The organism is Winogradskyella sp. Asnod2-B02-A (assembly GCF_045063645.1).
Classification (GTDB): domain Bacteria; phylum Bacteroidota; class Bacteroidia; order Flavobacteriales; family Flavobacteriaceae; genus Winogradskyella.
In genome coordinates, this window is record NZ_JBEFOG010000025.1 from 198157 (window position 1) to 220058 (window position 21902).

The window sequence follows — 21902 nt, forward strand, 5'->3', positions numbered from 1 at the left end:
ATGAGATTATTAAAGAGAATAAAAAGAAGAATATTTAAAATAGGATCTGTTCTTTTTAAAAAAAAGAAAAAACCTAATAAAAATGCAATTTGGGTTTTTGGGATGCAAAAATCTGGTACTACAGCTATTGCAGGCTTACTTAGCCATCGATCAGGACTTTCTGTTACCTTGGATACAGAAATGTTGTGGAATCCTTATTTTAAAGATATCCTAGATGGAAGACTTGATTTTATTAAACACATTAATGCTAATCCTGATGACTTTTCTAATCAAATAATCAAGGAACCTTCGGCTTCTCAATTAATAAATTTTATAGAAGATTATTTTAATTTGGAAAAATATATCTTTATCTACAGAGATCCTCATGATGTCATTAGATCAATATTAAACAGGTTGGATATTCCTGGTGATAAGGTAGATATAGATATTGATAGTGTCAATGTAAATTGGAGATATATATTTGGAGATGGCACAAAATATATTGAGAAGTTAGCAAATTTATGGTTAAAAGTTTATTCTCAAGATGAGTATATCTACAATAGTAATTCATTGTTTGTTAATTATGATACTTTTAAAAAAGATAAAATTAAGTTTATAGATAACCTTTGTAGTGAACTACAATTACCTATAAAGAACGATATTAGTGATATTATAAATAAAGATTTTCAGCCAAGAGGTAATTCAGATGTAGATTTGAAATTGTTTTTTGGGGAACATAATTATCAAGTAATTCTTTCAGTTTGTGATGAGAAAAAAAGAAGTTTGGAGAAGTCTTTTGTCTAGCTTAAAAGATAGGTTACAGTATTCTTTTAATGATTTGTTTTTATACTAATAGTATTAAAGTTATTTTATATTGATGCTTAAAAATAAATTCATACATATTTTTAATGATGATAAATTTATTGACCCTACAATAAAATTATTAGAAAGAATCATACCAGGACAATCTGTTTACATTGTAATTACAAATAAAAATACCGATTTTAAATACGTAACGTCTTCATTAGTTCAACCAGTTGTTTTAAAAAATAATAGGGATTTATTAGCATTTGCAGATCGTATTAATACCAGTGAAAACAAAGGCGTGTTTTTTCACGCTTTAGATGATTTTAAAATTCAAATTGCGGATAATTTGAATGATGCAATAACCAAAGTGTGGTTTATTTGGGGATATGATTTATACAATATTTGGGGGATTTTAAAGAAAAGGAATTATACAAAAGAGACAAAGAAAGTCTTAGAAAAGGTGCCTTTTAGTTTACAATTTAAAAACCTTTTTTTATTTAATCAAATAACTTTTTCTTTATATCTAAAATCATTAAAAGGATCCATAAGGTTTCCAAGTTTTATACAAAAAGTTTTAGATAATAATTTCAATACTAATTATTATCGGGTTATACAGAAAATGAATATTGTTGTTCCTGTTTTACCTAATGAGTATGAAACTATTAAAAAAATGAATGTTAAGGCTAAATATGCGCCTTTTACATATGGATGTATTGAAGATTTATTAGGCGAAAATTTAAATAAAAATGTGTTGAATCAGCAGCATATATTAGTTGGTAATTCTGCAGATCCTGCAAACAATCATATTGATGTACTAAAGCACCTAGGAAAGATAAACTTAGGTGAAAGAAAAGTGTATGTGCCTTTAAGTTATGGTGGTAATGTAGACTACATTAATCATATATTAAAGATTGGTAAAAAAGAATTAGGTGAAAATTTTGTACCACTAAAATCATATATGACTTTAGAAAAGTATAATGAAATTTTATTGAGTTGTGGTACAGTTATCTTTAATCACATTAGACAACAAGGAGTTGGGAATATAATAATTGCAGGCTATTTAGGAGCTAAAATATATTTGAATAAAAAGAGTCCGGCTTACTCATATTATAAGAGTATTGGGATGACTATTTTCGAAAATAAATCATTTTCTGATAAAAGTATAAAAGCAGAATTAACGGCAGACGAGATGCACGAAAATAGAAAAATTTTAATGGATAAATATGCTTTAGACGCAGTGCAAAAAAAGGTAGAAGTACTTACAGATATTGTATTGAAAGCTTCGCAGTCAAAAAAATAATTAATTTAATAAGTGATTCTTTAAAAGTTCAAAGAATAACAAATAGCTCAGGTTTGTTTTCTACTTAATTTTAAAATATAAATTCCTTTTTTTATTTATTTTGAGATAGTTTTCCAAGGCACTTTGTATATTAGTCCTATAATTACTTTAGTCCGAAAAATAAAACTTAGCGATTCAATACTTTTATGATAAATGTAACTAAAACTTTTTTACCACCTCAAAAAGAGTATGAAGCAGTATTAAGTAGAGCATGGAATACTGGTTGGATGACTAATCGAGGAGTTTTGGTTCAAGAATTGGAAGCTAAATTACAAACATATTTAGGTACAACTAATATTATAGCGATGACAAATGGTACTTTGCCATTGCAAATTGCTATAAAAGCTCTTGGTTTAAAAGGGGAGATTATCACGACTCCTTTTAGTTATGTAGCAACTACTAGTAGTATTGTTTGGGAGGGTTGCACACCCGTTTTTGTAGATATACACTCAGAATACTTAACTATTGATGAGGCTAAAATAGAAGCTGCTATAACACCGAGAACTTCAGCTATATTAGCAACCCATGTATTTGGAAACCCTTGCGATATTGAAGCAATAGAATCCATAGCGAAAAAGCATAACTTAAAAGTTATTTATGATGCTGCTCATTGTTTTGGAGTAACTTATAAAGGAACATCTGTTTTTAACTATGGTGATGTTAGTACATGTAGTTTTCATGCTACTAAATTGTTTCATACAGGTGAAGGCGGAGCTTTGTTTTGTAAGCCTAATTATTTTGAAACGATGTACTCTCATCATAATTTTGGACATGATGGACCTGAAAATTTTCATAGCCTAGGTGTAAATGCTAAAATGAGCGAGCCTCAAGCGGCTATGGGTTTAGCTGTATTTCCGTATATGAATACGATACTAGAAGAACGAAAGAAAGTAGTTGATGCATATAATAATGCATTTATAAATAGAGGTTTACAATTGATGAAAATTAGAGAGCATACCTCATGGAATTACAGTTATTATCCTGTGATTTTTAAAGATGAAAATCAGTTATTGAAAGTTAAACAAGCTTTAGAATCAGTCTCTATTTTTCCTAGACGTTATTTTTATCCTTCGTTAAATACATTGCCTTATATTGAAAAGCATACCATGGAAATTTCAGAGTCAATTTCGTCTAGAGTTTTATGCTTACCTCTTTATGTTGGGTTGGATCAAAAGTATTTAAAACAAATTATTGAAATTATAAAACAGTCCTTAATATGATAGTAGTTGGAGCAAAAGGTTTTGCCAAAGAAATTTTACAAGTTCTATCTGTAGATATGGGTCTACTAGATGAAAACATTGTTTTTTTTGATAATGTAAATAAAGATCTTCCTTTTAAGCTTTATGACAGATTTGAAATTTTGAAATCTTTTGAAGAGGTAAAAACCTATTTATCAAAATCAGAAGATAAATCGTTTGTATTAGGATTAGGACAACCTGCTTATAGAGAAAAATTATACCAAGAATTTATAACGTTAGGAGCGAAGCCAGTAACTGTATACTCTAAGAACTGTGAAATAGGTAGTTTTGATGTTACAATAGGAAAAGGTACTTCGGTTATGTCTGGAGTTATTATTACAAATAGTATTAAAATTGGAAAAGGCTGTTTGTTAAATTTAAATGCAACCATTGGGCACGATTGCGAACTAGGAGACTATGTTGAAATTTCGCCAAACGTAAATATATCAGGACGTTGCATTATAGGAAAAGGAAGTAGTATTGGTACAAGTGCTGTAATAATACCAAATATTGAAATAGGTAAAAATGTAATAGTTGGTGCAGGAACAGTTGTAATAAAAAATATACCTGATAATTGTACTGTTGTAGGTGTTCCTGGTAAAATTATTTCAAAAGGAGAGAATAATTAATGATTCAATATTAATATATAATCTTGAAAAAACTATTTAAGAAAAAACTAAAAAGGCTCTACAAAAATTTTAAGCAGGCAATTAGTAACACCTCTTACATTTCTATAGGTGAAAATTGCTTAACCGATAATATTTTAGATAGACATAACTTAAAAAGTTTCAGTACACCATATTCGCATGGTCGAAGTAATCTAGATTATATCATAAAATTGGAAAGTGAAGGTTATAAGAATCTTTTAAATTCCAAATATTTATATCACGATCATGTTGGGGAAACTAAAGTGGTTAGAAATAAATATTATTCAACTTCAGATAACATATATTTAGATCTTCATCAAAATGGTTTCGAGTTCACTCATCATGATGTCATAAATAATGATGCTCACAAAAATAGTTATGAAAGAAAAATTTTGAGAATGTTGTCTTTGAATAATTCTAAAAAATTAAAATTTTTATATCACTATAGGGATAATGCTAATAAGGACATCAATAAAATCATAATAAAGGCTAGTGAGTTCTTAGCTTATTACCAAAAGAGAAACATAAAATGTGAATTCATATTTTTTACTCAAGATGTTATTTTAAACCAAGAGGAAAGAAGTGTCATAAAGGTTCATGATACAAATAATATTAAAGGTTATGTTTTTAAGACATTAGATGCTTGGGGAGGTGATGATCCAGATCTTTTATGGGCAAGAAAAGATGATGATTTAATAAAGGAAATGATAAAAGAAATAAAATAATTTCACTTAATAAATAAAGTAAGGTCAAGTTTTATATTCTCATTTTATAAAAACGGTTTATTTATAGCGTCTTAAAATTTCTGAGTTTTGTGACCTTTGTAATTTAGCTTTGTATATTATCCTTTAATTAGCATTAATGCTAAAATATCTTCTTGATTTTATTATTTTTAACCCGTAATGAGTGTAGTGAATAGTCAACCCTTAGTTTCTATTATTATTCCCACATATAATCGTGCCCAATTAATAGGAAAAACACTAGATTCTGTGTTGGCTCAAACCTATAAAAATTGGGAGTGTATTATTGTGGATGATGGAAGTACGGATAATACTGAAAATTTGCTCAACTCTTACATTGATAAAGATGTTAGGTTTCAATACTATAAAAGACCAGATACATACGCAATTGGTGGAAATGGTGCTCGCAATTATGGTTTATCTATAAGTAAAGGTGAGTATATTAATTGGTTTGATGATGATGATGCAATGGAGCCCAATAAGCTTGAAGTACAATTGTCACTTTTACACCAAACCAACTTCGATTATAACATTTGCCAAACCATGTTGTATGATATCGATAATGATAAAGAATTAGGTTTAAGAGCAAGTCATATCGTTTCTAATCAGATTTTTCAAGATTATATACGCTTTAAAATATTTTGGTTAACTCAGGCTCCATTATGGAAACGTTCCTTTTTGGAGACGTATAATTTAAAATTTAACGAAGACTTAAAACAATCTCAAGACTACGATTTTCATATGAGAGTATTGGCGATTTCAGAAAACTATAGTTTTACCGAAAAACCTTTAGTTAAGGTATATTGTCATGCCGGAAATATGTCAAATTCCTTAGTAGAAAACGAGCAAAAATTAAAGTCTAATCTTTTTGTCAAAGATGAAATTTTTAAACGTTTTGGAAAAAAAATCGATTTAGAGACTAAAAGATCAGTTTACAATAATTTATTAGAGCTATTTAGCCAAGTGGTTTATACAAGATCTTTAAAAAAAACAATGATTGTTTTTCCTTATTTGTTAAAACATATTTCAGAAATTAAGTTACCTTTTTTTAAGCGAATAAGCGTGTTTTTAAAATTGCTATTCGGTTCATTTTTATACCTAACTTTAAAAAAAGGATATTCATATTTAAAGATAAAGATTTAAGACGTTGATTACATATATATATCCATTTAGAAATAGAGAAGTAGAGCGTGTCAAGAAATCGTTAGATTCATTGGTAGAGCAAAACGATAAGGAATTAGAAGTCGTTTTTGTAGATTATGGTTCTACTCCAGAAACGGCTAGTGAAGTAAAAAACTTACTACATAACTACCCTTTTGTAAAATATATTTACTCATATAGTGCAGGTAAACCATGGAATAGGTCTAAAGCGTTAAATATTGGTATAATAGAAGCACAAACAGATTATGTGTTATCTGCAGATATTGATATGATTTTTCATGCCACATATAACGGAGTGCTAAAGAGTTTAAGGGCTCCAAATAAAGTAACATTTTTTAAAGTAGGTTATTTGTCAAAAAATGAAACCTACCAAAACAAGGAGTTAGTTCCTGAAAGTTATAGTAATAAAAGAGCTAAAGGAATTAGTTTATATCCTAAAAAGGCTTTAGTTGAAATTAATGGATTCGATGAGTTTTTTAATTGTTGGGGATCCGAGGATGAAGATGTAATTAGTCGTTTGATATTTAATGGTTTAGAGATGTGTTTTTATAACGAAAACACCCTTGTTTATCATCAATATCATAAGCCTTTCAAGGAATTAAAGCATAAATTATTAAGTAAAGATTTAAGCTATAATCAAGTAAGGTTTCATAATGATAAAAAAAGAAAACTAAACGAAAATCAAAATACTATAAAGGTCAACCTAAATAAAAATTGGGGTGAAATTATAGATGAAGATCACTATAATGCACTTGTTAATACTCCGGTTTCTAGAACAATAACATCTTTTAAAACTGATGTAGACTTTTTTTTGTTTTATGAATTAAAAACATTGAATAAGGGCATTTGGAGTTTTAAATTCGTTGAGTTTGTTCCTAATAAAAACATTAATCTTAAATCTGTTTTATATCGTTTGTGGACGATTAGAAATAGTGATCTAAAAACAAAGGAAGAGTATTCTTTAAAAGAAGTCAACGATCTATTATTGAAATTTTCACTATATAATGATTTAGATTTTCATCTTAAGGTAGATTCTGCTTCTTTAGAATTACGAATTAATATAGTTTAAATGAAGTTATCTATCATTATTCCTATTTATAACGGAGTGTCTTTTTTTGAAAAGCTGATTAAAAGTATTAATGCGTTCACTTTTACAGATTTTGAATGTGTTTTTATAGATAATAATTCTACAGATAATTCAGTAATTGCATTGAAAAATGCACTTCAAAACGTGCCTTTTGATTATATAATTTTATCCGAGAAAAAGCAAGGTGCAGGCCACGCTAGAAATACAGGTATAAAAAAAGCAAAGGGAGAATATTTGGCTTTTTTAGATTGTGATGATATTATTCTTCCAGAAAAATTAGCACATGATTTTTCGGTATTAGAGCAGCACCAAGTTGATTTTGTGTTTTGTCGGTCAGAGCGTTTTTATGATGATGGACGTAATCTAAAAAATCCTATTACAGGAATTAAAGAAGGCATTAACAATCCGCCAACTTTGGGATTGTTATGGCTGCAGAACTTTTTTTTACTTCAAGGTCCTGGCTCTTTAATTGCTAAGAAAGCTGTTGTTGAGCAGTTAGGGAGTTTTCATACGTCTTATACAGGTGAAGATGCTTTCTTATTTATAAGAATGGGATTACGGTTTAAGGGCTATTTTTATGATAAAGCTTACTTTCATTATTTTAGGCACGAACAATCTACCATTTCCAAATCAAATGAAAATGAAAATGGAGCACTAAATAGATATTTTGAATTAAAACAAAATCTTTTTGCAGATGATATTGTAAGAGAAAATCTTGAGGCAATGGAAATATTAGCAGTACAGTTACAAAGCGATTTGCTTAAGTTGCAACAATCGGGAGTGGACATAAAACCGTTTATTGAAAATGAAAAATTAAAAGATTTAAAATTGTCAAATTTTTTATTTAATCCATTAAGTCTTTATATAAATAGTAAGCTCTCTCACATAAAATATAATCCGTTTTATCAGATTTATAGAAAATGCCTAATAAGACGATAAAAAATAGTCCTAAATAGTATTCAATATTTATTCTTGAATTTTTATTTTGAAAGCTATGTTTATGATTTATAAAACAAAAAACTCATTTCTTTTTAAAAATTAATCCCAATGGTAGATTGAAATTGTATATTAACTTTTTTATCATAAAAAAATGAAAGAAGAACCGCTTGTATCTATTATTATTCCCACTTATAACCGTGCCCATTTAATAGGTGAAACATTAGATTCTGTTTTGGCACAAACCTATTCAAATTGGGAATGTATTGTTGTGGATGATGGTAGCACAGATGAATCTGATAAGATAATGCAAAATTATACCAGTAAGGATGAGCGTTATAAATATCATCACAGACCTAAAGAGCATCTTAGTGGAGGAAATGGTGCCAGAAACTATGGTTTTTTAATGAGTAAGGGCGATTTTATTCAATGGTTTGATAGTGACGACATAATGGCATTAGATCATATTGAATCTAAAATGCAACCATTTATTACAAACCCAGACACAGATGTTGTTTTTTCGGCATTTGAAAATGTTAATATGAACGGAGAAAGAACCCGTATTGCCAACAAAGAATTTAGTGGTAATATTATTAATGATTTAGTAGATGGTTTGGTGTCTTTTGGACCTTTATCCTTTATGTTGCGTAGAGATAAAATTGAGAAATTTCAATATGACGAAACATTGAAAAAAAATCAGGATTTAGATTTTTTCTTTCGTTTTTTTACATCCAATGATGCATTAAAAATAGTACATATTAATAAAATACTTTATACAGTAAGAGCACATAATGGCTCAATGACCCATGGTTCTGATAAAGATATTTCTAAGATGACTTCGATATATAAAGTTTATTCAATGATTTTAAATTATTTTATAGAACAAAAGCATTTAAAAGGTATAATTAATTACAGACATAGGTGTTTAAATAGTCTTAAAGTTATGGTTAGAAATGGTTTTTATGCTGAAGTATTTAAAAGATTGCTGTCGTTTCCTTATTTATCTATTCCACAAAAAATTTATTTATTTGGGTGTATGATTTCCCAGTTTTTAATAAATAAAGGCGCAACACAATTTGTAAAAATGAAGTTTAATGATAAGTGATATATAGAAAAGCATATTTTGAAATATAAATATTGGCCTTAATCTCAGCTTTAATAACATAAGCGTATTAATTTGCCCAAAATATGACCATTAAAATATATATCTAATCACAATTATATTCGTTTATAAATTTTTAACTTTGAATAAAAAATTAAGTGACTGTAAAATGTCAAATAATTTATGATTTACTCTCTCTACAACTATTATCTAACTAGAAAAACACCTACAAAATTCCGTAAGTTAAGTCAATGGTTGCTATGGCAACTATACAAATACTTAAAATTTTCTTTACCCAAGAGTTATAAGAGAATTTCTACACGCGCTTTGGGAGTAGATGTGAATAGTAATCTTATAGTTAGTTTAACTTCTTTTCCTGCAAGAATTAACATCGTTTATTTGGCAATTAAGAGTATGCTTAATCAAACCCAAAGGCCTCAAAAAATAGTTTTATGGTTAGGCAAAGAATTGTTCCCAAATGGCGAAGCAGACTTACCACAAAACTTATTAGAATTAAAACCTTTTGGATTAGAAATTGAATTTTGTGATGATTTAAAGGCTCATACGAAATACTTCTATGCTATGCAAAAATATCCAAATAACCTTGTTGTCACGGTTGATGATGATATTATATACCCTACAAATCTATTAAGTACCTTACTAAAGGTTCATCATAAATTTCCAAGATGTGTTGTGGCCAATCGTGTTCGAAGTATGACCATTGAAAATGGTGATTTTTTGCCATATAGGGGTTGGAAAATTAATAGAGAGAATAATATTGAACCTTCAAAAATGAATTTTGCTACAGGTGTTGGTGGTGTTTTATATAAGCCTGAGTTTTTTCTGAATTCCTTGTACGACCTAGAAGGTATTAAAAAAACAAATTGTATAGGTGACGATATTTGGCTGAAAGCAGGCGAGATGGAAAATAAAATACCAGTGGTTTTTACAAATTTTTATTTTAAGGAATTTATTGAGATTCCTAATTCTCAGAAAGAAAATTTACATTCTAAAAATGTTTTTGAAAGTGGTAATGATACCCAAGTGAAAGACGTCTTTGGTTATTTCGGAATCACTATACAATCCTTTGAATAGAAAATAATAATTTTCAAGATTTAACAACATTTAATTTATGAGCTATGGTCTTCCTAAGTATGTATTTGTTCAATGATGTTAAAGGATTTTAATTATTTTAGTAACATTTCAAAGCAATACTAGCAATAGCTTTAAATTTTATTATCTTCGATTCCGCTAGATTATGAAAACAATTTCCACTCCTATAATTCCTGTGAATCAGGCCTTTGCTAAAGTAAACGAAAGTCATGTCTTAAATCATGAGGCTATTTGCGTTTTTGCCGCTTTAGGTTTTTTCTTAGAAGCTGATAGTTTTTTTAAAGATGAAAAAGTATTACAACCAGGAAAATCTTATGTTTTAGACCACGAAAGAAAAATACAAAGTGAAGTTTCTAATTTTAATTGGTATTATAAACCAAGAGATATCTCATTTAGTACTGCTCTAGATGAATTCACAGATTTGTTTGAAACAATTATTAAAGAGCAAACAGCAAAAAATAAAGTGATATTACCTTTGTCTGGTGGTTTAGATAGTAGAAGTCAAGCAGTAGCTTTAAAGCATATAAATGCAGATGTACAGAGCTATTCATATTCTTTTGCAGGTGGTTTTAAAGAACATAAAATTAGTGAACAAATCGCTAAAGTCTGTGACTTTGATTTTGATGCATTAGTTATTCCTCCAAGTTATTTGTGGGATGTTTTGGAAGATGCAGCAACAATTAATCAATGCTATTCGGAGTTTACACATCCAAGACAAATGGCAGTCTTAGAAAAGTTTAAAACAATGCAGGGTGAATTCTCTTTAGGTCATTGGGGAGATGTTTTGTTTGATAGAGGAATCGCTTCAAAAGATGCAAATGTGTCAGAATTAGACTTAATTTATAAAAAAGTAATTAAAAAAGGTGGTTTAGATTTAGCTAACGCATTATGGTCATCTTGGGATTTAGAAGGTGATTTTGAAAGCTATTTAAAATCACGTATTCAGAAACTCTTAGATCAAATAAATATTTCGCATAAAGGGGCAAAAGTACGAGCCTTTAAAAGTTTGTTTTGGGCACCACGTTGGACGTCTGTAAGTTTATCCTTCTTTCAGGCAGCACATTCAGTGCATGTGCCATACTATGACGATCGTATGTGTCAATTTATTTGTGAAATACCAGAAGACTATTTAGCAGATAGAAAACTTCAAATAGCTTATATAAAAAATAGAAATGCAAAAGTAGCTGCCATTCCATGGCAAGATCATATGCCTTATAATTTATACAATTATCATAAAAATAAGGCACCTCATAATTTGCCGTATCGCATAAAAAATAAGTTAGAGCGTAAGACCCAAGATGTTTTTGGGAAAAAATATATTCAACGTAACTGGGAATTACAATTTTTAGGGAAAGATAATGACGAAAAATTACGTAACTATTTATATAATGCTGATTTTTTGAATTTAGTAGGGAAGGATTTGGTGGATACGTTTTATAATAAATTTAAAACTGATGACGCTGTTTTTTATTCGCATGCTGTTAGTATGTTATTAACCTTATCAGTTTGGAATAAAAATCATAATAAATAATAATTAAGGCCTTAAATATGTAATTCATTTTGTTTAACCAAAGGACTTTTCAAAAAAAAATGATATTTGTATTAGAAAGATAGTGAAAGGTTATTTTTGTAGTTGAAAAGAGGTTATGAGTAAGTATTTAATTTATAAAAATTAATGTAATGTGTGGATTTTTAGCAGAGTATAACCTATCTGCCCAAAGGAGTTTTGATAAAAGTGATTTTTTAGATTTACTCGCATTATCGCAAAAACGTGGTCCTGATGATGTTGGGCATTTGGTTTTGCCACCATTGGTGCAAATGGGATTTAATAGATTGGCTATTTTAGATACTTCTAATGCTGGTCATCAACCTATGCAAAGTGCAAATAAAAAATTCAGCATTGTCTTTAATGGAGAAATATATAACCATTTAGATTTAAGAAAAAAATTAAATTATAATAACTATAAAGGCCACAGTGATACCGAAACCATTACGGTTTGTTTAGAAAGATGGGGAATAGAAAAAACCATTAAAGAACTAAATGGCATGTTTGCGTTGGTTATTTATAATCATCAAAACCAAGAATTGAGTTTAGTTCGAGATTTTGCTGGCATAAAGCCTTTGTTTTATGGTTGGGATGGAAAAACATTAGTAGCAGCAAGTCAGTACGATCAAATAATAAACCACCCAGTTTATGCTAGTAAGTCTGTTAACCCACAGGTTTTAAAGTTGTATTTGCAACAGCATTTTCTGCCAGCACCTTATGGATTGCATATGGATACTTTTCAGGTATTACCAGGTGAAATTATTACATTTAATAAAGAAGGCTCAAAAAGGCATCAAAGGTATTGGGAATTACCTACCAATGAAACATCATTTATAACAGATTCAAAAGAAGCAGAACATTATATCTCATCAGTATTAGATCAAGTTGTAGAAGGTCAGTTGCTTTCAGATGTTCCAATCGGTGGTTTTTTATCAGGCGGAGTAGATTCTGCATTAATAGGAAGTAGTATTAAAAAATACCATAAAGAAGCTCAATTATTTACTATAGGTTCTGATAGTAAAACTCACGATGAATCTGAGCGTGCTAAACAATTTGCAGAAGCTTTAAATTTGCAACAATCCATTTGGAAATTAAACGCAAAAGAGATGTTGCTTTATTGGGATGAGGCTATGAATACTTTGCACGAACCTATGGCTGATTTTAGTATTCTACCTACTTATTTAGTTTCTAAGTTAGCTAAAAAGCAAGTAACGGTTGCTTTAAGTGGAGATGGTGGTGACGAATTGTTTTTTGGGTATGAACGTTTTTGGAGTGTGGGTAAAAATATTAAATACCAACAACATCCAAGCCTCTTGCGCAAAGGCATCTATGGGTTTGATAAATATGCTTCTGGAAATAAAAAATTCAATGCCGTACTGTTAGCTTCAGGTCAAGGAGAAGCGCAACAAGGACTTAATTCTAGATTTAGAAAAGAATGGTTAGAGGCATTAGCTCCAGATTTAAATAACATTTCTTTACCAGAAGAATATGATGTTTATAGCTATAGTAATTCAAAAGATACAAGAACCTTATTACAGAACATGCGTCATTCGGAATTTTATGGAATGATGCAAAAAACATTAAGAAAGGTAGATTTAGCAAGCATGGGAAATAGTCTAGAAGTGAGAGTACCATTTATAGATAAACAAATGATTGAAGCCAGTTTAAAAATAGACCCTTTGTTAAGCTACGGTAAAAATAAAAGTAAACAAGTGCTTAAAAATATACTACATAACCGAATACCATCAGTTCAAGAGGAAACTGTAAAAAAAGGATTTTCTGTTCCGTTGAGTGCATGGTTTAGAGCCGATTTAAAACCACTGATTACAGAACGCTTATTAGATGCTAATTTATTAGATTTTGGATTTGAACGTACTACAATAGAGAAAATGCTCAAATCGCATGGTAGTAAAGAACAAGATTTAAAGTGGCCATTATTTACACTATATGCCTTGCTAAAATGATAAGAGTTCTATTTACAATTCCTAATTTTGATTCCGCAGGTAGTGGCAAGGCTTTATTGCATGTAGCAAAAAGAATGGATACAACGCGTTTTGAAATTCATATTGCTTGTTTTCATAGTCGTGGTGAATTTTTTAAAGAGGTTGAGAAATCTGGTATTCCTGTTCACATTTTTAACTATATACCATTGATAAAACCTTATTTAAAAGGTATAAAAGCTTGTTATAAAATCAGTAGAAAATTTAAGGAGATTAATCCAGATATTATTCATAGCTTTCATTATGCTGCAGATTATACGGAAGCATTAGCAGCTAATATGGCAGGTATAAAATGGGTGTATACTAAAAAGAATATGAATTGGGGAGGAGGATCTAAAAATGGTTGGTATTTAAGATCTTTTTTGGCATCTGCAATTGCGGTTCAGAATACGGATATGATGACCGATTTTTTTAGGAATTCAAAAAAGACGGTTTTGATTCCTAGAGGTGTAGATGTAAATACATTTAAACCTATTGCAAAAAATGAAGCTTTAGCGGAGCGTTGGCATATAAAACCAAATCAACGTGTTGTAATGTGCGTCGCTAATTTGGTGCCAGTCAAAGGGATTGAAATCTTATTAAGAGCTTTTAAAATTGTATCCAATCAATTTTCAGAATGGAAGTTAATGATCGTTGGAGATAATGATAATCCTTATGGTAAAGAAATGCTTGCCTTAGCCACTGAAATAGGGTTAGAAGAAAATGTTTTGTTTTGTGGCAAACAAAACAATATACAAGACTATTTAAGCTTAGCAGAAGTTGTAGTTTTACCAACATTAAACAAAGGAAGAAGGGAAGGTTCTCCTGTTTCATTATTAGAAGCAATGGCGAGCGGGAAAAATGTTTTGGGTTCTAATATTTCGGGCATAAAAGATCAATTACGTCCTTTTCCTAATCATTTAGTAATGGCTGGAAATGTTGAAGCATGGAGCAATGCACTACTTCAATGTTGTTCTCATAAAAATGAAATAAATGAAAAGTTAGGGAAAGATTTTAGAACTTATGTAATAGAAAATTATCATATAGATCTAGAAGTGAAGAGATGTGAGGAATTATATTTAAAACTAGTTAATTAATTTAAACATATGCTATTTAATTCCCTGGACTTTGCTATTTTTCTTCCAATTATATTCATACTCTATTGGTTTGTATTTAATAAAAAAATAAAATATCAAAATGCGCTTATTGTTGCTGCTAGCTATGTTTTCTATGGTTGGTGGGATTGGCGCTTTTTATTCTTAATACTTTTTAGCACGCTTGTAGATTATGCAGTTGGCATCGCATTATCTAAAAATGAAGACGCCACCAAACGAAAATTATTACTTTGGTTAAGCATCATTGTAAACTTGGGTTTTCTTGGTTTTTTTAAATATTATAATTTCTTTCTAGATAATTTTATTGACGCCTTTTCATTTTTAGGTAGAAATATTCAGCCCAATACTTTAAATATTATTTTACCTGTAGGCATTAGTTTTTATACTTTTCAGACCTTAAGCTATACGATAGATGTTTATAAACGACAGTTAGAGCCAACTAAGAATTTTATATCCTTTGCAGCGTTTGTAAGTTTCTTTCCGCAATTAGTAGCAGGTCCTATTGAGCGCGCATCAAATTTGTTACCACAATTTTATGTAAAACGCGATTTCAATTATAATAAAGCTGTGGATGGTCTAAGGCAAATACTTTGGGGTTTGTTTAAAAAAGTGATCATTGCTGATAATTGTGCCTACTTTGCCAATATAATTTTCAGTGGTTATGAAACCTATTCTGCCAGTACTTTGGTGTTAGGAGCTGTCTTTTTTGCTTTTCAAATTTATGGTGATTTTTCTGGTTATTCAGACATTGCCATTGGTGTTTCTAGATTATTTGGTTTTAATTTAAAACAGAATTTTGCAACGCCTTATTTTTCTCGGGATGTTGCTGAGTTTTGGCGTCGCTGGCATATGTCGCTTTCTACTTGGTTTAGAGATTATTTATATATTCCATTAGGTGGTTCCAAAGGGTCTAAAAGCAACCAAATAAGAAATGTATTCATTATATTTATAGTTAGTGGCTTTTGGCACGGTGCAAATTGGACTTTTATTATTTGGGGAGCGTTAAATGCGCTTTACTTTTTGCCATTATTATTGAGAAATAAGAATAGGGTACATACTAATGTAGTAGCTCAAAATAGTATACTACCAAGTATAAAAGAGGTATTGCAAATGCTATTTACTTTTGGTTTAACGGTTTTAGCTTGGGTGTTTTTTAGAGCAGAAAATGTATCAATGGCCTTTGATTATATTGCTAGAATAGCCGATTTATCTTTATTTACAATGCCTCAAGTAAGACCAACTGATTTGTTAACATTATTATTAATATTTATCTTGATTGAGTGGTCTGGAAGACGAAATTTGTATGCTATTGAGCGTTTATGGTTTAAATATCCTAAAGCAATACGTTTATTTATATATTATGCCATTGCTATGCTTATTTTTCTAATAGGAGGAAAAACACAAGAATTTATTTATTTTCAGTTTTAATGAAGCGATTTATAATACATACCAGTCAGTTATTAGTTTTATTAGGCATTAGTTTTTTTGCAGTATTTAGTATGGCAGATGGTACAACGGATGCTTTTTATGAAAAATTATCTTCTCCAAAACAATCTTCACTAATTGTCGGTTCATCAAGAGTAAGTCAAGGTGTCCATCCCAACATTATTGATTCTATTTTAGGAACAAAGGGTTTATATAATTATGGGTTTACAATTACTTCTTCACCATATGGCAAAGCATATTACAATAGTATTTCAGGCAAGCTAGATGGGAAATCTAAAAACGGTAATTTTATAATTGCCGTAACACCATGGTCTTTATCAGAATATAAGTATAATCATAAAAAAGACGGAAAATATCTTGAAGAAGGTGATTTTATTTCGAAAACAAGTTTTGTGAATATGAACCCAAATATTGAATATCTCTTGGAGTCCTTTAATTCTAAAAATGAAGCTATTATTAGGAATAAAAAGAGAAAAGGGCTTTATCAAACATTCTTTGTACACGAAAATGGCTGGTTGGAGGTCACTATAGAATCTGATATGATTTCAAATTCACTAAGGACAAAAAATAAAATTGAAACATATAAAAAAAAGGTTATTAAATATAAGGGATTTTCTGAGTATCGATTTGGCTATTTAAAGAAAACAATAGAATTATTTAAAGAACATGGGCAAGTATATCTTGTTAGAATACCTGTTGTTGATGCGATGTTGGAAATTGAAAATGAATTGGTGCCAAATTTTGATGATATAATGAATGATACTTCTAAAGAGTATGGGATTCCATATATAAATATGATGCCTTTTAATGATCAATATAATTACACAGACGGAAATCATTTAACGGTATCTTCGGGTAAAAAGTTTTCCTTAGATTTAGCAATTCAAATAAATAAATTAAAGAAATAGCCAACTGGTAAATGATAATAGGCCTTGTACTATCTAATACTCCAAATTATTCAGAAACCTTTTTTATTAATAAAATTAAAGGATTACAAAATGATGGAAATACGGTAATATTATTTGTAAACGAAAAACGTGGAAATTTTTCACTTTGTAAAGTGAATACAATGCCAAGAGTCTATAAGAGTGTTTTTTTGATGCTATTTCAATATGTGTTTGTGATAGTAACTTTATTACCGCATTTTAAAAGTGTCTGGCGTTTTATTAAACTAGAAAAATCAAGTGGAAGCTCTAATAAAAAGCTATTAAAGCTCTTGTTTATAAATAGCCATATTCTAAAAGCAAGATTAGATTGGCTTCATTTTGGTTTTGCATCTCAAACAATAGGTAGTGAGTTGGTTGCTAAAGCTATTGGAGCAAAAATGGCAGTGAGTTTTAGAGGGTTTGATATTAATGAATTTCCTAAAAAGCATAAAGATTGCTATCTAAAACTTTGGAAAAATGTAGATAAGGTACATTCCATTTCTCAATATTTAGTGGACGAAGCTTATAAATTGGGCTTAGATAAAAGGATTCCTGTTGTTATAATTAGTCCTGCTGTAGATATGAGATTTATCAATGCTATTAAGGATAAAACTAAACCAAAGCCTAAAGAAGGTATGTTGATCTGCACTGTGGCAAGACTAAATTGGATTAAAGATTTTACTACTGCGATTAAAACGATAAGTTTACTTAAATTGAAGTATCCGCAAATTAGTTATTCTATTATTGGTGGTGGAAGCCTAAAAGAGAAAGAGCAATATTTACATTTAGTAGAAGAATTAGGATTGCAAGACCAAGTGGTTTTTTACGATAAACTATCACATGCAGAAACCATTCTAAAAATGAAAGAATGCGATTTGTATTTGCAAACAAGCCTTAACGAAGGTTTTTGTAATGCCGTGTTAGAAGCCCAAGCATTAGGGAGGTTATGTGTAGCTACAAATGTTGGAGGTCTCAAAGAGAATATAGAAGATACTAAAACAGGATGGTTGGTAGAACCCCAAAATCCTATTGCGATTTCCGAAAAAATTATAGAGATTGTAAATTTAAGCAAGCTTGAATTAGATAATATAAAGGCAGAAGCTGTAAAAAGAGTAGAAACAAAGTTTAATACAGAAATACAGATGAAATCCTTTGTGGAATTTTATAAAAACTCATAATATTGTATGGATTTAACGGTATTCAAAATAATGCTGATTTTATTTAGAACAAATTATCTAGAAGTAGTGATTTAAACTTCCGTATTATTAACTATGAAACTGTTTTACCCTCGTCAATTTTACGATAAAAATTATAGAAGAGATTTATTTCCTTTACTCAAACCTTTTTATAAGCAATCAGATTTTACGGATAAACAACGCATAGAATTTTATGGTGTCTCTGAGAATGATTATACGTTTGTAGATAAAATTGAAGATGCGGAATTTGTAATTTTAACCATGTCTTGGTTGTATTACAAGTTAACAAATAAGACAGAACAAGCCATTAAATTTATAGAAGAAGCCAACCAATTAAATAAAAAGGTTGTAATTTCAATTCCTAGTGATTTTGGCATAGATTTTCCTAAGCATTTAAACGTTATTGTTATTAGAGAACAAGGCTACAGGTCTAAATTAAATGACAATCATCAATGTATTCCGGTACTAATACCAGACCCATTAAAAAAGCATTATCAAACGACTCAAGTTTTTAAAAGACCATATACGGTAACACCAACTGTAGGTTTTTGCGGTCAGGCAGATAGTAGAATGACTGAAGCCTTTAACGAAAGTTTTAAGATTTTTGCTCGTAATATGCTCTATTACTTCAAAATAAGATTTAAAACACCACATCAACTTATAGCAACAAAATATTTACGGTCTAAACTTGTTGATACATTACAAGATAGCCCAAAGATTAACGCTAATTTTATTATAAGAAAAGCGCATAGAGCTGGTGTAGAATTTTTAAAAACAAAAGACACCCATAAATCTACTTTAGAATTTTTTGATAATATAAAGGATTCAGATTATGTATTATGTGCTAGAGGAGTCGGTAATTTTTCAGTACGTTTATACGAAACCTTAGCTATGGGAAGAATTCCTGTGTTTGTAAATACAGACTGCATGATGCCTCATGATACTTACTTTAATTGGAAAAATCATGTGGTTTGGGTAGAATATAAAGATAGACATCGCATAGCAGATAAAGTTGCAGAGTTTCATGCCAATCTTAATGAGGAATCATTAAATGATTTTTTTATTAGTAATAGAAAGCTTTGGGAAAATAAATTAAAATTAGATTCATATTTTAAGACGTTATTTAATCATTTAAATTAAAATAGTATAGTGCCTTTTAGGTTTTTAAAATACATACAACCAACAAATTATTTTTCGCTTCCTGTTGATAAGCATCATACAGTGTTTCCTGTTGTTGAAACTATAAATGAATCCATAACCTCTTTTTTAAATACAGACGAAAAATTTAAAAGTGAAACTGCCAAAGCCTATGATTTATCTTGGCAAGCTGTGCAATTAGGTTACATTGGTAATGCTAAAACGTACACTTCTTTTGAGAAATTACCTTTAGAAGACGAATACCGATTTATAAAAAAGTATTATAATTCAGTTTGGGTATTTTATATTTTGATTATAAGGCTAGTATGTTTTAAAAATCCTATTAAAAATATTTCGGCTTTCCTTAAGAGTAGAACAACAAAACGTTCTAATTATCTTAATCATCCTATTGCTTATAGTGAATGGGATAATTTTGAATCTCAATTAGTACTTAATAAACCTTTGGTAAGTATTATTATACCCACTTTAAATAGATACCAATATTTAAAAGATGTCTTAAAAGATTTAGAACACCAAAATTATAGAAACATTGAGGTTATTGTTATAGATCAATCATTGCCTTTTAATGAAGCATTTTATAGTGAATTTAATCTAAATTTAACCGTAAAATATCAAGAAGAAAGAGCGCTTTGGTTGGCAAGAAATACAGCAATAAACTTAAGTAAAGGAGAATTGTTATTGTTATTTGATGACGATAGTAGAGTAGAACCCAATTGGATTACTGACCACCTTAAATGCTTAGATTTTTTCAATGCAGATATTTCATCTGGTGTTTCAATTTCTGTTGTTGGTGATAAAGTGCCACAGCACTATTCTTTTTTTAGAAGAGCAGATCAATTAGATACAGGGAACGTTTTATTAAAAAAATCAATATTTAGGGAAATAGGATTGTTTGATAGACAGTTTGAAAAACAACGCATGGGAGATGGAGAGTTTGGACTAAGAGCACACATCAATGGCTTTTTAAACATCTCTAATCCGTATGCAAAACGATTACATCTTAAAGTAGGCTCAGGAGGTTTAAGAGAGATGGGAAGTTGGGATAGTTTTAGAACTAAAAAATGGTTAGATCCAAGACCAATACCTAGTGTTTTGTATTTATATAGAAAATACTATGGTAATAATAAGGCTAAGTTAGAATTGTTAAAAACAGTTCCGGCTTCAATAATGCCATATAGATTTAAAGGTAATAAGTTTTATATGATAATTGGTGCTTTTCTATCCGTTTTTATTTTACCAATTATTTTGATTCAAGTTATAAAATCATGGAGATTAGCTTCTAAGAAATTAAGAGAAGGTGCTTTAATAGAAGCTTTAAAGTAATGAGAATATTACAAGTTATAGATCATTTAAATGTAGGAGGTGCTGAACGTGTTTTGGTAGACCTTACTAATATCCTAAATGAAAATAAACAAGATGTAACTGTATTATGCTTATTAAAAAAAGCCAAATTAGATGCGCAATTAAATAAGGATATTAATGTCATTTATTTACATCGCAAAAATAAGTTTAACCCATTATACTTAATTAAATTATACACAATTTTAAGAAAGTATGATGTGATTCATATTCACTTAAGACAAGTTTTAAGATACGTGTCTTTATTGTTTTACACAACAAGAATAAATAGGAAAAGAGTGATCATTTTTCAGGACCATTTTGGAAAAATAGAGACTGAAAAAACTATTTCATCAAGTATAAAAGAAGCTATGAAGCGTTGCACAGCTTATGTTGGAGTAAGTGATCAGCTTACCAATTGGGCAAAAAGTAACTCGATTAATTCTAATATTTTCAAATTGTCAAATATTGTTAGGCAAAACAAGGTTGATATAAGCTCTAGTTTATCTTTAACTCAGATAAATATAGTATCGGTAGGGAATTTTAGACCTCAAAAGAATTACGAATTTTTATGTCAACTTATAGCGCAGAGTTCACAAGATTATAATTTTACTATTTACGGACAACTCATAGATTTAGCTTATTACAATAAGATTAAAGACTTAATAAGTGATTTAAAAATAGAAGATCACGTAAAGATCATTTCAGATTGCGAGAATATTGTATCAGAATTACCAAAATACCACTTAGGTTTACATTGTGCCACATCAGAAACAGGACCTTTAGTTGCTTTAGAATACTTAAGTATGCAAATTCCATTTGTAGCATACAACACGGGAGAAGTGGCTAAAGATGTTGGTAAAACCTTCCCTAGTTTTATTCAAAAGGATTTTGATGTTGAAAACTGGAATGCTAACATTGATATGATTTTAAAACGTAGAGCAGATTATGTAAAGGAGCTAAAATCATTTTTTACAGAAAAGTATTCTGAAGATGTTTACTTAGAAAATTGCATATCTATATATCAAAAACTAATAGCTATAAAATAA

Annotated in this window: 19 protein-coding genes; all 19 read left to right on the forward strand. The window is 29.6% G+C overall.

Annotated features, from left to right (window positions below):
- On the forward strand, window positions 1–783 hold the full coding sequence (locus ACJJVO_RS01795; RefSeq protein ID WP_405569727.1) for a sulfotransferase domain-containing protein: 783 nt from the start codon (window positions 1–3) through the stop codon (window positions 781–783).
- Between the two features lie 73 nt (window positions 784–856).
- Entirely contained in the window at window positions 857–2086 is a 1230-nt protein-coding gene (locus ACJJVO_RS01800) for a TDP-N-acetylfucosamine:lipid II N-acetylfucosaminyltransferase (RefSeq protein WP_405569728.1), read from the forward strand.
- 185 nt (window positions 2087–2271) lie between these two features.
- A complete protein-coding gene (locus ACJJVO_RS01805) occupies window positions 2272–3345 on the forward strand; it encodes a DegT/DnrJ/EryC1/StrS family aminotransferase (protein WP_405569731.1) in 1074 nt (357 codons plus the stop codon).
- A complete protein-coding gene (locus ACJJVO_RS01810) occupies window positions 3342–3992 on the forward strand; it encodes an acetyltransferase (protein ID WP_405569733.1) in 651 nt (216 codons plus the stop codon). Before ACJJVO_RS01805 ends, ACJJVO_RS01810 begins: the two co-directional genes overlap by 4 nt.
- A gap of 23 nt (window positions 3993–4015) precedes the next feature.
- Window positions 4016–4735, forward strand: coding sequence for a DUF1796 family putative cysteine peptidase (locus ACJJVO_RS01815; RefSeq protein ID WP_405569735.1), 720 nt, complete (start codon window positions 4016–4018; stop codon window positions 4733–4735).
- A gap of 177 nt (window positions 4736–4912) precedes the next feature.
- Window positions 4913–5893 carry a glycosyltransferase family 2 protein gene (locus ACJJVO_RS01820; RefSeq protein WP_405569737.1) on the forward strand — a complete coding sequence of 327 codons (981 nt, stop codon included), beginning with the start codon at window positions 4913–4915 and terminating at the stop codon, window positions 5891–5893.
- 4 nt (window positions 5894–5897) lie between these two features.
- Entirely contained in the window at window positions 5898–6980 is a 1083-nt protein-coding gene (locus ACJJVO_RS01825) for a glycosyltransferase (protein WP_405569739.1), read from the forward strand.
- Window positions 6981–7937, forward strand: coding sequence for a glycosyltransferase family 2 protein (locus tag ACJJVO_RS01830; protein WP_405569741.1), 957 nt, complete (start codon window positions 6981–6983; stop codon window positions 7935–7937). It abuts the gene before it with no gap.
- A gap of 151 nt (window positions 7938–8088) precedes the next feature.
- Window positions 8089–9039: a glycosyltransferase family 2 protein gene (locus ACJJVO_RS01835; RefSeq protein ID WP_405569744.1), complete on the forward strand. Its 951-nt coding sequence runs from the start codon at window positions 8089–8091 to the stop codon at window positions 9037–9039.
- 180 nt (window positions 9040–9219) lie between these two features.
- Window positions 9220–10131, forward strand: coding sequence for a hypothetical protein (locus ACJJVO_RS01840; protein ID WP_405569746.1), 912 nt, complete (start codon window positions 9220–9222; stop codon window positions 10129–10131).
- A 163-nt stretch (window positions 10132–10294) separates the two neighbouring features.
- Complete coding sequence (locus ACJJVO_RS01845; protein ID WP_405569749.1) at window positions 10295–11680, forward strand: asparagine synthase-related protein; 1386 nt, start codon at window positions 10295–10297, stop codon at window positions 11678–11680.
- Window positions 11681–11829: 149 nt separating this feature from the next.
- Window positions 11830–13659 (forward strand): asparagine synthase (glutamine-hydrolyzing), encoded by a 1830-nt coding sequence (asnB, locus tag ACJJVO_RS01850; RefSeq protein WP_405569751.1) that lies wholly within the window; start codon window positions 11830–11832, stop codon window positions 13657–13659.
- Window positions 13656–14771 (forward strand): glycosyltransferase, encoded by a 1116-nt coding sequence (locus ACJJVO_RS01855; protein ID WP_405569753.1) that lies wholly within the window; start codon window positions 13656–13658, stop codon window positions 14769–14771. Before asnB ends, ACJJVO_RS01855 begins: the two co-directional genes overlap by 4 nt.
- Before the next feature lie 9 nt (window positions 14772–14780).
- The gene (locus ACJJVO_RS01860; RefSeq protein WP_405569755.1) at window positions 14781–16217 is read left to right on the forward strand and encodes an MBOAT family O-acyltransferase; all 1437 of its coding nucleotides are present in this window, start codon (window positions 14781–14783) and stop codon (window positions 16215–16217) included.
- On the forward strand, window positions 16217–17143 hold the full coding sequence (locus tag ACJJVO_RS01865) for a hypothetical protein (RefSeq protein WP_405569758.1): 927 nt from the start codon (window positions 16217–16219) through the stop codon (window positions 17141–17143). The genes ACJJVO_RS01860 and ACJJVO_RS01865 overlap by 1 nt, the downstream gene beginning before the upstream one ends.
- An 11-nt stretch (window positions 17144–17154) precedes the next feature.
- A complete protein-coding gene (locus ACJJVO_RS01870) occupies window positions 17155–18339 on the forward strand; it encodes a glycosyltransferase family 4 protein (protein WP_405569761.1) in 1185 nt (394 codons plus the stop codon).
- A gap of 93 nt (window positions 18340–18432) precedes the next feature.
- Window positions 18433–19497, forward strand: coding sequence for an exostosin family protein (locus tag ACJJVO_RS01875; RefSeq protein ID WP_405569763.1), 1065 nt, complete (start codon window positions 18433–18435; stop codon window positions 19495–19497).
- Window positions 19498–19506: 9 nt separating this feature from the next.
- Window positions 19507–20838, forward strand: coding sequence for a glycosyltransferase family 2 protein (locus tag ACJJVO_RS01880; RefSeq protein WP_405569766.1), 1332 nt, complete (start codon window positions 19507–19509; stop codon window positions 20836–20838).
- On the forward strand, window positions 20838–21902 hold the full coding sequence (locus ACJJVO_RS01885) for a glycosyltransferase (RefSeq protein WP_405569769.1): 1065 nt from the start codon (window positions 20838–20840) through the stop codon (window positions 21900–21902). Before ACJJVO_RS01880 ends, ACJJVO_RS01885 begins: the two co-directional genes overlap by 1 nt.

Bases quoted from the DNA above. Each gene is read 5' to 3' on its own strand.
- ACJJVO_RS01820 (WP_405569737.1), top strand. From the start codon at position 4,913: ATGAGTGTAGTGAATAGTCAACCCTTAGTTTCTATTATTATTCCCACA.
- ACJJVO_RS01840 (WP_405569746.1), top strand. From the start codon at position 9,220: ATGATTTACTCTCTCTACAACTATTATCTAACTAGAAAAACACCTACA.
- ACJJVO_RS01800 (WP_405569728.1), top strand. From the start codon at position 857: ATGCTTAAAAATAAATTCATACATATTTTTAATGATGATAAATTTATT.
- ACJJVO_RS01805 (WP_405569731.1), top strand. From the start codon at position 2,272: ATGATAAATGTAACTAAAACTTTTTTACCACCTCAAAAAGAGTATGAA.
- ACJJVO_RS01865 (WP_405569758.1), top strand. From the start codon at position 16,217: ATGAAGCGATTTATAATACATACCAGTCAGTTATTAGTTTTATTAGGC.
- ACJJVO_RS01860 (WP_405569755.1), top strand. From the start codon at position 14,781: ATGCTATTTAATTCCCTGGACTTTGCTATTTTTCTTCCAATTATATTC.
- asnB (WP_405569751.1), top strand. From the start codon at position 11,830: ATGTGTGGATTTTTAGCAGAGTATAACCTATCTGCCCAAAGGAGTTTT.
- ACJJVO_RS01845 (WP_405569749.1), top strand. From the start codon at position 10,295: ATGAAAACAATTTCCACTCCTATAATTCCTGTGAATCAGGCCTTTGCT.
- ACJJVO_RS01810 (WP_405569733.1), top strand. From the start codon at position 3,342: ATGATAGTAGTTGGAGCAAAAGGTTTTGCCAAAGAAATTTTACAAGTT.
- ACJJVO_RS01870 (WP_405569761.1), top strand. From the start codon at position 17,155: ATGATAATAGGCCTTGTACTATCTAATACTCCAAATTATTCAGAAACC.
- ACJJVO_RS01835 (WP_405569744.1), top strand. From the start codon at position 8,089: ATGAAAGAAGAACCGCTTGTATCTATTATTATTCCCACTTATAACCGT.
- ACJJVO_RS01830 (WP_405569741.1), top strand. From the start codon at position 6,981: ATGAAGTTATCTATCATTATTCCTATTTATAACGGAGTGTCTTTTTTT.
- ACJJVO_RS01795 (WP_405569727.1), top strand. From the start codon at position 1: ATGAGATTATTAAAGAGAATAAAAAGAAGAATATTTAAAATAGGATCT.
- ACJJVO_RS01885 (WP_405569769.1), top strand. From the start codon at position 20,838: ATGAGAATATTACAAGTTATAGATCATTTAAATGTAGGAGGTGCTGAA.
- ACJJVO_RS01855 (WP_405569753.1), top strand. From the start codon at position 13,656: ATGATAAGAGTTCTATTTACAATTCCTAATTTTGATTCCGCAGGTAGT.
- ACJJVO_RS01875 (WP_405569763.1), top strand. From the start codon at position 18,433: ATGAAACTGTTTTACCCTCGTCAATTTTACGATAAAAATTATAGAAGA.